Below are 12,507 nucleotides of genomic sequence, written 5' to 3'. Positions count from 1 at the left end.
GGCATCAATAGGTTAGGAAAATATTTTTGCAAACATTAAACATCCCTCAGGGATACAACATATGCAGGCATTAACAAATCGAGGACAAGAAGTGAGTCGGAAGCCAATGAGCTTCATGGAGCGACTGTATATACCGGCGATTCTGAAGGGTATGGCGATTACTTTCAGTCATATCTTCAAAAAGCAACCAACCATACGTTATCCTGAACAAAAACGTCCATTTAGTCCTGTATTCAGAGGACTGCATGTCTTGAATCGTGATGAAGAAGGTCGCGAGCGTTGTACTGCATGTGGATTGTGTGCTGTTGCTTGTCCGGCAGAAGCCATTACCATGGAGGCAGCAGAAAGATTACCAAACGAAGAGCATCTTTATCGGGAAGAAAAGTATGCAGCGAAATATGAGATCAATATGTTGCGTTGTATCTTCTGTGGACTTTGTGAAGAAGCATGTCCGAAAGATGCGATTTATCTGAGTGAAACATTTGCTCCAGCAAATTATACCAGAAAAGGATTTGTTTACGGAAAAGAAGAGTTGTTGATACCCAATCCTAAAACCGAGCCTGAAGCATATGCAAAGGCCAAAGGATTATAATAAAGGATAATCAGTTGTAGCGACTGCTGCAGCTTATTATAAAAGCCTAATTAAAACACCAATGAGTATAACACAAATCATGTTTTTCTTTTTGTCGGCACTGGCTGTTTTCTCAGCTATCATGGTACTGGTAAGCCGAAACCCGGTACACAGTGTATTGTGGTTGATCGCGGTGTTTTTTGCCATCTCAGGTCATTATGTTTTATTGAATGCGCAGTTTCTGGCAATCGTGAATTTGATCGTTTATGCCGGGGCAATCATGGTACTTTTCCTCTTCGTGATCATGTTGATGAACCTCAATAAAGAGTCTGAACCCAACAAACATATCTGGATGAAACTTGCAGGAGCCATCTCTGGTGGATGTTTCCTGATGGTAATGGTATCACTGGTTCGTCAGGCTGCAGATTTTCAAGGAAAAGAAGCATTGATGGGAACGGGGGATATCGGATTGATCAAAAACCTTGGTAAAGCACTCTTCAGCAACTATGTAGTACCCTTCGAAATAAGCAGCGTATTATTTCTAAGTGCTATGGTAGGTGCTGTGGTGATCGGGAAGAAGGAGTAGAAAATTTTAGTCCATGGTCCATAGTCCATGGTATGAATAAAAACTTTTCCATGGACTATGGACCATGGACCACAAGCTAATAGCTATGCCGATACAATACTATATCTATCTGAGTCTTGCGCTCTTCAGCATTGGGATCATTGGGGTGTTGACACGCCGTAATGCGATCATTGTTTTTATGTGCATTGAATTGATGCTGAATGCCGTGAATTTATTATTGGTAGCATTTTCAAAAATGCATCATGGTACAGCACTGGCAACGGATGCTGCAACAACAGCAGGTATTGACGGGCAATTATTCGTTTTCTTCATCATGGTAGTGGCCGCAGCGGAAGTGAGTGTGGGATTGGCCATTATTGTTATGATGTATCGTAATATACATTCAGTGGATATTAATTTCCTCAATCGCTTGAAGAATTAATAATCATTGAATAAAACAGAACTGATTCATGATCATACTTCATTAATGAAGTGAAAAAGTCCCGAAAGGGAACAAGGCTATGAGTAAACTTGTTTATCTGGTACCATTATTTCCACTGATCGGTTTCCTGATCAATGGATTGGGAAGAAAATCATTGTCAAAATCAATGATCAGTATCATTGGTTGTGGCGTGATGCTCGCATCTTTTGTTGTAAGCCTGCTCGTATTCTTTGATGTAAAAGCGAATGGTGCAACCACCGTTGAACTGTTTTCTTTTATCAAAGCAGCAGATTTTCAAATTCCATTTGCATTTCAGGTAGATCAACTGTCTTCTTTGTTTTTGCTGATCATTACGGGGATTGGATTTTTAATTCATCTCTACTCGGCAGCATATATGCATGAAGAAGAAGCGCAACATTTCGGTAGGTATTTTGCATACCTGAATCTGTTCGTGTTTTCTATGTTACTCCTGGTCTTGGGTGCAAACTATGTGATCATGTTCATTGGTTGGGAAGGAGTAGGTCTTTGCTCTTATTTACTGATCGGATACTGGTTTAAGAATGATCAATACAATTACGCAGCTAAAAAAGCTTTTGTGATGAATCGTATTGGAGATCTGGGCTTTCTCTTAGCGGTATTCTGGTTACTCTTCAAATTAGGAACTGTAACCTATGGTGATGTTTTCTCTCGCGTATCTGAATTATCTTCTTTTGATATTACAGCAATAACGATCTTATTATTTGTAGGTGCGATGGGTAAAAGTGCCCAAATACCTTTGTATACATGGTTACCTGATGCGATGGCTGGTCCAACACCAGTATCAGCTTTGATCCATGCCGCAACCATGGTTACTGCGGGTATTTACATGATCGCTCGCAGTAATATTCTCTATACGCTTGCACCTGTTTCTCAAACCCTGGTTGCTATTATTGGGTTGGCCACTGCCATCTTTGCTGCAACCATTGCATTAAAGCAAAATGATATCAAAAAGGTACTTGCGTATTCTACCGTGAGCCAGTTGGGTTATATGTTCTTAGGCTTGGGTGTGGGTGCTTATACAGGAGCGGTATTTCATGTGATGACACATGCTTTTTTCAAAGCCTTGTTATTCTTAGGTGCCGGATCAGTGATACACGCTATGCATCATGAGCAAGATATCAGAAAAATGGGTGGATTGAAAAAACACATGCCTATTACACATATCACTTTCTTATTGGCATGTTTGGCAATTGCAGGAATACCTCCGTTTTCAGGTTTCTTTTCTAAGGATGAAATATTAATGGCAGCTTATAGTAATAATCCGATCTTCTACTATGTAGGATTGGGTGGCGCACTCATGACTGCTTTTTATATGTTCCGTTTGTATAGTCTTACTTTCCTTGGATCATTCAGAGGAACCCATGAACAAGAACATCACCTGCATGAAAGTCCTGCTGCTATGACCATTCCATTGATTGTATTGGCAGTGTTATCAGTAGTCGGTGGTTTTGTAGGTATACCGGAAGTTTTTGCCGCAGACGCGCATAGTCTGGAAAATTTCTTATCACCCATTTTTGCCGAATCATCAAAATTGGCACATGAACATCACCTGACACATTCTCAGGAATATATCATGATGGGTGTTTCAACGATCCTGATCATTGGCATCATTGTATTTGCTGTGACCAAGTTTAAAAAAGCATCCAATATTCAGGATGAGAATAGTGGTATTGGAAAAGTATTGGAAAACAAATGGTATGTTGATGAATTGTATGATACCGTGATCGTTAAGCCACTTCATCTTTTATCGGTATTCTTCAAAAACATCCTGGAGAAAAATATTATTGATGGGATGGTAAATGGTGTAGGCAAGATCGTTGGATATGGATCAAGACAACTTAGATTATTACAAAGTGGACAGGTTGGTAATTATATTCTGGTGATGGTAATGGTGATGGTTATATTCATATTGATCTGGTTCAATGATCTCACCATCATGAAATTTTTGAAAAAACTGTTTTAACCGCTTTTAGCGACAAAGAAAATATATGATCCCAGTTCTATTGATATTACTTCCCTTGCTTACAGGCATCATCTCATTCTTCATTAAAGATGAGAATGCTGCAAAAGGTTGGGGATTATTGTCTGCGATCTTAACACTGATCGTAGCTGTGGCAGGCGTTTATTTTTATCCGGCAGCTCAATTGTCATTTGATAGTGCATGGTTGCCTTCTTTAGGAAGCCGTTTCACAATGTCAATGGACGGAATGTCCAAAATGCTTGTGCTTTTAACAGCCATTTCTTTTCCATTGATCTTTTTAGCCACGTATAAGAATCAATATAGAAATGCAGGATCTTTTTATGCATTGATGTTGTTGACACAATCCGGACTGATGGGTGTATTTGTGGCCAATGATGCACTGTTATTTTACTTTTTCTGGGAGTTAGCGTTGATCCCAGTTTATTTCTTGTGCTCATTATGGGGAGGAGAAAAAAGGATCGCTGTTACATTTAAATTTTTCATCTATACATTCATCGGGTCACTGATGATGCTGGCGGGTATTTTGTACATGTACTTCCAAACAGCTGACCATTCTTTTGCATGGCAGTCGTTTTATGGTGTGCAATTACCAGCTCAAAATCAATCATTGGTATTCTGGCTCTTCTTTATTGCATTTGCGATCAAGATGCCGATATTCCCATTACATACCTGGCAGCCGGATGCTTATGAACAATCACCGACTGCTACAACAATGGTATTGAGTGGCGTCATGGTCAAGATGGGGATCTTTGCAGTGATCAAATGGTTATTGCCATTCTTTCCTTCTGCATCTGATCAATTCGCTCAGATCATTATTGTATTGTCCGTAATCGGGATGTTATATGCTTCTTTGATCGCTATCAGACAAGATGATGTAAAACGTTTGATCGCTTATTCATCCATCGCGCATATTGGCTTGATGAGTGCTACATTATTTACCGGTAGCAGAGTAGGTATGGAAGGGGTGATGATTCAAATGTTCAACCACGGTATCAATGTAATCGGACTTTGGATCGTTGCAGATGCGATCGAGCAGCAATTAGGAACGAGAAAGTTCAGTGAATTAGGAGGTCTTGCTCAAAAAGCACCGGCACTCGCTATTTTATTGGTCGTGATGGCTTTTGCAAATATTGCACTGCCATTGACCAATGCGTTTATCGGAGAATTTTTGATGTTTAATGGATTATTCCAATATAATATTTGGATAGCTGCTATAGCTGGTATCAGTATCATTTTGGCAGCTGTGTATACTTTGAATATGGTGCAGAAAGTATTTTATGGTAATACATCCGCTATTACAGCAAATGCAACAGACATTACCGGCAACATCAAACTGGCATTGGTAATTCTGGTGGTATTGGTGATCGCTTTGGGTGTATATCCACAGCCTATGATCGATCTTACCAGCGATACGGTAGGAGCAACCATGGCAGGAAAATAAAGGTTATTGAATTTTAATTATCTGATTAATCACAATACGTAAGAATGGGAATCCATTCTTACCCAAAAATCCCGCAGGGGATTTGGAACTATGAACGCAATAATTATATCAGCATTACTGGGAGTTGTCATGATGTTCAGTGGCATCCTGACAAGTAACAAATCTGTATTGAAATACATTGCAGCAATTGGATTATTGTTGCTGATCGCTTTTAATGTAATGGATACTTATGCGATCTTCAAATTCGATATCAATACCCGTGGGTTATTGAATTTTGAAAAATTCGGTTTGTACTTCAACACGCTGGCATTTGCTGCTACTTTTATTTATGTGCTGCTCAGCGGTTCTGATATTGAAAAAGCAGGCATCAATGTAGCTGAATATTTTGCGTTGATCTTCTTTGTATTGTGTGGCCTTAGTATCCTTTCCGGATTCAATGGTATGTTGATGTTGTTTCTGGGTATTGAGATTCTTTCTATCCCTTTGTACATCCTCACTGGTTCTGATAAGCGAAACCTGAAAAGTAATGAAGCGTCACTGAAATACTTTTTGATGGGCTCATTCACCACAGGTATCATGTTAATGGGTATCGCTTTCTTTTACGGAGCAACCGGATCTTTTACTTTGAATGCATTACCTGTTGTTCCTACAACCGGAATGATCAATCCTTCTTTTCTTCATGTGGGAGGGTTGTTACTTTTATTTGTAGCCATGTGTTTTAAAGTTTCAGCAGCCCCATTCCATTTCTGGACACCGGATGTATATGATGGAGCGCCAAGTGTATTCACCTCTTTTATGGCTACCATTGTTAAAGCTGCCGGATTTGTTGCTTTCATCAGATTGTTCCAAACCCAGGCGGATGCATTAGGCCCAACTTGGAAGATCATACTATCAATAGTGATCATACTTACTTTACTGATCGGAAATATTACTGCAGTATTTCAACAAAGTGTTAAGCGAATGCTTGCTTATTCGAGTATTGCTCAGGCAGGTTTTATGCTGTTCGCATTGTTCAGCAGCAATGATCTGTCAAGAGAAGGTATTCTTTTGTACAGTGTTGCATATAGTCTGGCAACCATCGGCATTTTCGCTGTACTCATCAAAATGAATGATTATACTTTCGATGGGTTTAACGGCCTTGCGAAAAGCAATCCGGTACTAGCATTCACAACTACTGTTTTTCTCCTATCTCTGGCAGGTATACCACTGACCGCAGGTTTCTTTGCGAAATATTATATGCTGGCTTCTGTGATCAAAGAGGGAGGTGCGCTTTGGTTGGTGATAGTAGCACTTTTCTTTGCAGCAGTGAGCGTATACTACTATTTCAGAGTCATTCAGGCGATCTATTTTAAAGAGGGTGAAGCAGCTACCGCACCAATATCAGGCGGTTTCAAGTTCACTGTGATCCTGTTGGCAGCGCTGATCATACTATTAGGCGTTTTCCCTTCGATCATTCTGAATGGTTTCTATTTCTAACCGTTCCTCACTTTTTTTACAGGTAAAACCCTGCATAGGAATTTCTCAGCTATCTTTATAGGAAGATAGTTACACTATGAAGGGTATGACCATTTTTGATTCCTTATCATTGGCATGGCGAACAGTTCGCAGCAATAAACTGCGTACGGGGATTACTGTGGCTATTATTGCTTTTGGTATCATGGCACTCATTGGTATCATTACCGCTATTGAAGCAATGAACCAAAGTTTGAAGGAAAGTTTCTCTTCCATGGGAGCCAATGCTTTTAATATTCGCTTTAAAGATTCAAGGGTAAGATTTGGTGGTAATAATTCTGATGTAAAAAAGACTACGAGAGGACGTAAAGAGAAAAAATCGAATCTCGATAAACCTATTCAAAAAGAAGAAGCTGAATACTTCAAACAAAATTTCAATTTTCCAGCAGCGAAAGTAAGTATCTATAGAAGAGGTCCGGGTGGACAAGAAGTCAATTACAAGGATAAAAAAACCAATCCACAAATTGTTGTATGGGGAGGCGATGAAAACTATTTACAGGTTACCGGTTATGTGATTGAAATGGGACGCAACCTAAATGACCTTGACCAGCAAAGTGGAAGGAATGTCTGTTTGATCGGTAGTAATGTTGCAAAGACATTGTTTGGTGACAGACCTGATAAATCAATAGACAAAATAGTACGAATTGGGGGCTTGCCATATCGTGTGATTGGTTTATTGAAGAGTAAAGGATCCAGTGCTATGTTGCGACAAGATGATGTAGTGGTAACAACCTATAACAATGTCCGAAATTTTCAGAATGCGAGCAGATCTTACTTGGTAGGTGTGATGGTAAGTAATGTGAATGAGTTGGATCCGGCAAGTGGTGTTGCAACTTCTGTTTTCAGATCAGTAAGAAGATTAAAACCTTTGGATGAGGACAATTTCGTCATTGAGAAAAGCGACAAATTTGCTGAGATGTTCATCAGTTTCTTAAGTAGTATCACCGGTTCTGCAGGTGCTATCGGATTGATCACATTGATCGGAGCAGCCATTGGTTTGATGAATATCATGTTGGTGGCTGTGAATGAAAGAACAAAAGAGGTTGGATTGATCAAAGCGATTGGAGGTAAAAGTAAGAATGTACGTCAGCAGTTTTTATTTGAAAGTATGATCATTAGTCTGTTAGGTGCAGTCTTTGGTATCATTTTAGGTGTAATGGTCGGTAACGTATTTGGGCTGATCCTCAAAACAGGTTTTGTGATACCATGGGCATGGGTGATCGTTGGTGTGATCATTTGTTCAGTTGTAGGCTTGATCGCAGGAATATACCCGGCCATGAAAGCAGCACGCTTGAACCCTATTGTAGCGTTACGTTACGAATAATATTTAATGCTTATCGTAAGTCTTAGAGAAGATCTTTAGTTGCTCATTGATGTAGTACCGAATATCTTCTTCAGTAGTATGCTTTCTTAGCCATTCATAAGAAGGGCGATGCTGTTGCATAAAAAGACGAAGCTTCTCATCTTTGAATCGTGTTAGTGAGATCACCAAAGAAGTGTTGAAACGATAATTGATATAAGCTTCTTTCTCATTGGTCTCATAAAACTTGAGGGTCTTTCTTTTATTCCGTTCATGCCGAGAGAAACGATCAATATTAAGCGCGATACCTGCACCTGAATTGGCCTGTGATACAGTAGGGATTGTATAATTAACGATATCCTGTAGGAAATCTTTTCTGCGTTCAATACTATCTTGTTGATATTGGCTTAAACCTCTACTGCTGACTGTTACATTTCCCAGATCACGAACCAATGGAGATAAGACAGGGAACAAAGTATCCTGTAGCAGATAAGCATTTGTGTATTGCAGGGTATCAAAATAATAACCAACAGCAGCAAATGAAAGGATATGATTTTCTGCAGCCTGAATAGAAAATCTTCCATCATTCCCGGTCATGGTAGTAGTATTGGTAGTGATGTTTCTGACACTTGCTAAGATGATAGGGGCATTGGTGACACTGTCTTTCAAATAGCCATAGATCATTTTTTTCTTTTGCCCGAAACCGTAGAATGAAAACAATAATACAACGACCAGGAAAATATATCGCATACCCTCTTTTTTATAAAGGTACAGCTAATAGAAATAGCCGCTATTACTGGTCAAAAAAAGCCGGTGAATAACACCGGCTTTTTAATCAAAAGGTCTGATTATTTTATGATGATCACTTTTTGCAGATAAGTCTTCTTATTATGGAAGATCTTTAAGATATACTGACCATCATTTACATTGCCAACATTCATTTGTCTAGAGAATGCACCATTGAAACCCGGGAAGTTTTGATTGAAGATTCTTTGTCCACCAGAGTTCAGTAATTCGATGGATACATCTCCTTTCTCTTTCACTTCAAAGCTCAGATTGAATATACCCTTGTTCGGATTAGGTGAAACACTGAGTTTGATTTCTCTCGCAATCACTTCTGGAGGAAGAGATGTGACAGTGAACTGTATCGGTGCAGATGTTTTCTGACAGCCCAATGCATCAATGGTCACCACTTTATAGTTTCCGGAAGCGATAGGTTTGAAGCTAGGATTCGTAGCGCCGTCAATACCTACATCATCTTTAAACCACTGTCTTGAAACGCCCGGAGCATTGATAACTAGGGAGTCTCCTTGTCTGGTAACAACCGGAGTTGGAGCATCGGAAACAACGATCTCTTGTCTTGCGCTTGGACATGATGTCCCTGTTCTGATCTTCATGTCATAGAAGAAATAGTAGAATGGATTTGGATCGCCTGTGCCATTAATGTTTACACTATTTCCAGTGATCGACATCACATTCGGTATACTGATCGGATAAGTAGTTCCTGCGATATTATTATTTCTAAAGATCGTAGCGCCATTCTCATTACACAATACCAGCAGAATATGATCTCCTGTTTCATTTACAGGAAGGTTGAGATAATAAACAGCTCCGGTATCCGCAGCGGGGTTCCCATTTACCAAGCCTGGTGCAGGATTCGGATTGGTAGCTGTTACGGTTAAAGTTGTTCGTGAAAGTGGGATATAGTTAAAACTTCCATCCTGATTCACGGTTCCCAGATTCGCTACAATGACTTCAACAGTACCCGGATTTCCGATGTACAGTCTTGCACTTTCAATGGTCAATGGAACGCTGTTATTAAAGCGAACAAAATTTCCACGGAAATTATTATAGCCACCATCTGTATAAGCCATTTTAGTAGTTGGGCCAATGGAAGCTTTTAATTCACTGGAAACATAGAATGTTTTGTTTGCAGGAATACTCGTAGTCGATGCAGTGCTTCCACTTGCAAATGGTGCAGTAGCGGTAGCACTATTAAACCAGAAATAGTTTGTATTGGCTACCGAAGACGGTATTCTCAATAACGCAGTATTATTACAGATCGTACCGATCGGATTTGGATCAGCCCCTTTTCTACCAATGGTTAAGCTGGTAGTCAGCGTGTTGTTCGCAGTATTCTGATCACCGGTTATATTGGCGGTAGCAGTGATAGTATAGGTGGTATTCTCTGTTGTAACAAAAGGTGTTTGCAAAGTGAAGCTCGCATTACTCAATGGCAATACGGTACCAGGATAAGTACCATTGATGGTAGCAACTGTTGTTGCTCCATTCTTAACTTCCACAGTTACCGGAATACTGGTTTTTGGTACACTACCGTTATTGCGAATATTGATAGTGAGGTATTGTTTATTATCCGCACAATCAGCAACGCTTGGTGTTATTACTTCACTGATGGTAAAATCAGTTGAAGGATTTACAACTATCAATCTGAAATCATCTGTTTCTCCTCTAAGATAAGTTCCACAGGATGTAACATCATTGGCAGTACTGGTTTCAACCAATACGATTCTGGTTCTGTAGGAACTACCAATCGTAAGTGTACTAGGTGTTGTGAAACTACCGGCAAAGACCTCATTGTTTTTCAAGATACCGCTGGTAGCAACAAGCTCATTTGCATCTGTAAAATCACCATCATTATTGTAATCGATAAACAGCTTCACGATCTTGTCTGCATTAGTAGCATCTGAACTATTTACTCTTACTCTGAATGGAACTGACTGGGTAGGTTCGATGTTCGCAGAGATACTGGTATTGTTCACATAAGTAGTGCCTCCTGCAGGATTTGCATAACGAATGGTTTGCAAACTCACACTATCAATACGTGCACCTGTATTAGCAGTTGGATTGGAGCTGCAATGCGCTGTTCCACCCACACCACTTACCAAGAGTGAATAAGCTTGCTGCCCACGTACCAAAGAACCTGCGCCACCTTTATGTGTAACAGTAATGGTATAACTATCACCGGAAACAGTGCTGTCAATATCGATCCGCTCCACATTATCTGTATTATTATCACCTTTAACGGCTGCATTGGCAGGGCTAGCAGGATTTAATGTCCAGGGTCTGAATGTTCTGCTGCCACTTGTGATCCTGATATCCAGATCGTTGATCAATTTCTTCGCAGGATTATTCAATACGTCAATTTGTTCCACAGTTCCTTTAACATCTGTCCAACAGATCGTTGCTTTCAAAGGTTCTTTACCACTGGCTATTACAGTGGTTGAGAAACTAGACGTTGTTGCATTCAGTACATTTTCAAACATCAGGTGTTCACTGGCTGATCCATTGTTCGATGCAACAGAAGCGGAAATAACGGCAGCTGCTTTTTGAACATTCAATAAGCCCCATCCATTTTGATAATCAGGCCCGGGATTAGCACCGGCTTCATCAGCAGTATGTATTGCCAATCCTTTGATCGTTGCTGATCTAAGGAATGCTCCACTTTTTAATTTTGAATAATGCTCCTGTAGCAGGAATAATGATCCGGCTGCATTGGGTGATGACATAGATGTTCCACTCAATGTAGAATAACTATTGTTGCCGGTTGCAAAAGTAGATAACACATTCACTCCATCTGCAACCACATCTGGTTTGATGCGGCCATCATCTGTAGGTCCCCAACTGCTGAAAGTACTCATAACAACATCTTCTGGTCGGTTATATCCTCCCGGAATACCTCTCACAGCGCCAACAGTTAAAATATTCTTCGCATTTCCATCCCATGTAATGGTACCATAGCTATCATTGCTACTGATAGAAGAAGGTCTGCTACCGGCAGCGGTCATTTGATTCTGTGCATTGAATCTGAAATAAGGTTCACCAACTGCAGGTCCTGTTTCTCCACGATTATTACCGGATGATTTTACGATCAGATAAAAAGGAGCATTGTAGGCAATAGAGTCCAATTCTTGAGCATCGGTACTATAGTAACCAAATTTATAATCTTCATCTTCATTAGGTCTGCCATAAAATTCCCAACGATTTTGTGCGCTATTGAAATTCCATCCAGAGATAATGGAGTAAGAGTGATTGGATATTAATAAACCGGATGCTTCTGAAGCGATCTCAGAGTTGTCGTTATTGAAATCATAAGCGATCATTCCCTGTACACCATGTGCCATACCTTTTGCACTAGGGTTCAAGCCTGTTGCGATCATTGTACCGGCTACGTGTGTAGCATGGTTATCTGTTGTTGAAGGATTATCTTTTTGAGTAATTCTACCTGTCAGCTCAACGTGTGTACCTAAAACAAAACCGCCATCCCAGATACCAATTTTATTTTTCATATTGGCAGAGCTTCCTGACAGATTTAATCCGGATGCACCACCAGGCCATAATTGATTGGTTCTGGTAGTAGCGGCAGCAATACTATTGTTATGCGTGATATAGTATTTAGGAAAATTAAATGCATCCACACCAACCAATGTTCCCCTTGCACCATTTCTTCCGTTAATGATCAAAGGCCAGTTTCTTTGCTTAGCTAAGGATAATGCTTTTGTGTATTCGCTTCTTTCTCTTAATCTGATACCCTGGGCAGTAATATCTAATGCTTGTGCATTGGTAGATAATTGCGCATTGGCAATGGATACCAAGCCCATAGCGGTGATAAAAAAGGGTAAAAATCTTCTCAGCATA

At 40.0% G+C, this 12,507-nt stretch carries 9 protein-coding genes; 7 read left to right on the top strand and 2 right to left on the bottom strand.

Translation table 11 applies throughout. The features are described 5' to 3' along the window. Nucleotides 1-61 precede the first annotated feature (61 nt). The 7 genes from nuoI to ABXG83_RS06690 all read left to right on the top strand — a co-directional run bounded on the left by nuoI (nt 62) and on the right by ABXG83_RS06690 (nt 7,875). A complete protein-coding gene (gene nuoI, locus ABXG83_RS06720) occupies nt 62-592 on the top strand; it encodes an NADH-quinone oxidoreductase subunit NuoI (protein ID WP_353550716.1) in 531 nt (176 codons plus the stop codon). Nucleotides 593-653: 61 nt separating this feature from the next. Further along, nucleotides 654-1,157, top strand: a complete 504-nt coding sequence (locus ABXG83_RS06715) for an NADH-quinone oxidoreductase subunit J (protein ID WP_353550715.1) — start codon at nt 654-656, stop codon at nt 1,155-1,157. 85 nt (nt 1,158-1,242) lie between these two features. After that, complete coding sequence (gene nuoK, locus ABXG83_RS06710; RefSeq protein ID WP_178889111.1) at nt 1,243-1,578, top strand: NADH-quinone oxidoreductase subunit NuoK; 336 nt, start codon at nt 1,243-1,245, stop codon at nt 1,576-1,578. 79 nt (nt 1,579-1,657) lie between these two features. Then, the gene (nuoL, locus tag ABXG83_RS06705; protein WP_353550714.1) at nt 1,658-3,580 is read left to right on the top strand and encodes an NADH-quinone oxidoreductase subunit L; all 1,923 of its coding nucleotides are present in this window, start codon (nt 1,658-1,660) and stop codon (nt 3,578-3,580) included. A gap of 25 nt (nt 3,581-3,605) precedes the next feature. Next, on the top strand, nt 3,606-5,039 hold the full coding sequence (locus ABXG83_RS06700; protein WP_353550713.1) for an NADH-quinone oxidoreductase subunit M: 1,434 nt from the start codon (nt 3,606-3,608) through the stop codon (nt 5,037-5,039). A gap of 90 nt (nt 5,040-5,129) precedes the next feature. Next, nucleotides 5,130-6,515, top strand: a complete 1,386-nt coding sequence (locus tag ABXG83_RS06695; RefSeq protein WP_353550712.1) for an NADH-quinone oxidoreductase subunit N — start codon at nt 5,130-5,132, stop codon at nt 6,513-6,515. Between the two features lie 85 nt (nt 6,516-6,600). Next, on the top strand, nt 6,601-7,875 hold the full coding sequence (locus tag ABXG83_RS06690; RefSeq protein WP_353550711.1) for an ABC transporter permease: 1,275 nt from the start codon (nt 6,601-6,603) through the stop codon (nt 7,873-7,875). A gap of 3 nt (nt 7,876-7,878) precedes the next feature. Here the strand turns inward: ABXG83_RS06690 and ABXG83_RS06685 are convergent, their stop codons facing one another. Together ABXG83_RS06685 and ABXG83_RS06680 are read right to left on the bottom strand one after the other, a co-directional pair. Then, entirely contained in the window at nt 7,879-8,601 is a 723-nt protein-coding gene (locus ABXG83_RS06685) for a hypothetical protein (protein WP_353550710.1), read from the bottom strand. A gap of 98 nt (nt 8,602-8,699) precedes the next feature. Beyond that, on the bottom strand, nt 8,700-12,506 hold the full coding sequence (locus ABXG83_RS06680) for a S8 family serine peptidase (RefSeq protein WP_353550709.1): 3,807 nt from the start codon (nt 12,504-12,506) through the stop codon (nt 8,700-8,702). Between the last annotated feature and the right edge of the window lies 1 nt (nt 12,507).

Source organism: Sediminibacterium sp. KACHI17, from assembly GCF_040362915.1.
GTDB lineage: Bacteria > Bacteroidota > Bacteroidia > Chitinophagales > Chitinophagaceae > Sediminibacterium.
The sequence above is the reverse complement of the archived record's forward strand: the minus strand, read 5'-3'. Positions and strand labels throughout refer to the sequence as shown.

Excerpts from the sequence above, each read along its gene's own strand:
- ABXG83_RS06695 (WP_353550712.1), top strand. The coding sequence starts at position 5,130 with ATGAACGCAATAATTATATCAGCATTACTGGGAGTTGTCATGATGTTC.
- ABXG83_RS06690 (WP_353550711.1), top strand. The coding sequence starts at position 6,601 with ATGACCATTTTTGATTCCTTATCATTGGCATGGCGAACAGTTCGCAGC.
- nuoI (WP_353550716.1), top strand. The coding sequence starts at position 62 with ATGCAGGCATTAACAAATCGAGGACAAGAAGTGAGTCGGAAGCCAATG.
- ABXG83_RS06700 (WP_353550713.1), top strand. The coding sequence starts at position 3,606 with ATGATCCCAGTTCTATTGATATTACTTCCCTTGCTTACAGGCATCATC.
- nuoK (WP_178889111.1), top strand. The coding sequence starts at position 1,243 with ATGCCGATACAATACTATATCTATCTGAGTCTTGCGCTCTTCAGCATT.
- ABXG83_RS06685 (WP_353550710.1), bottom strand. The coding sequence starts at position 8,601 with ATGCGATATATTTTCCTGGTCGTTGTATTATTGTTTTCATTCTACGGT.
- nuoL (WP_353550714.1), top strand. The coding sequence starts at position 1,658 with ATGAGTAAACTTGTTTATCTGGTACCATTATTTCCACTGATCGGTTTC.
- ABXG83_RS06680 (WP_353550709.1), bottom strand. The coding sequence starts at position 12,506 with ATGCTGAGAAGATTTTTACCCTTTTTTATCACCGCTATGGGCTTGGTA.
- ABXG83_RS06715 (WP_353550715.1), top strand. The coding sequence starts at position 654 with ATGAGTATAACACAAATCATGTTTTTCTTTTTGTCGGCACTGGCTGTT.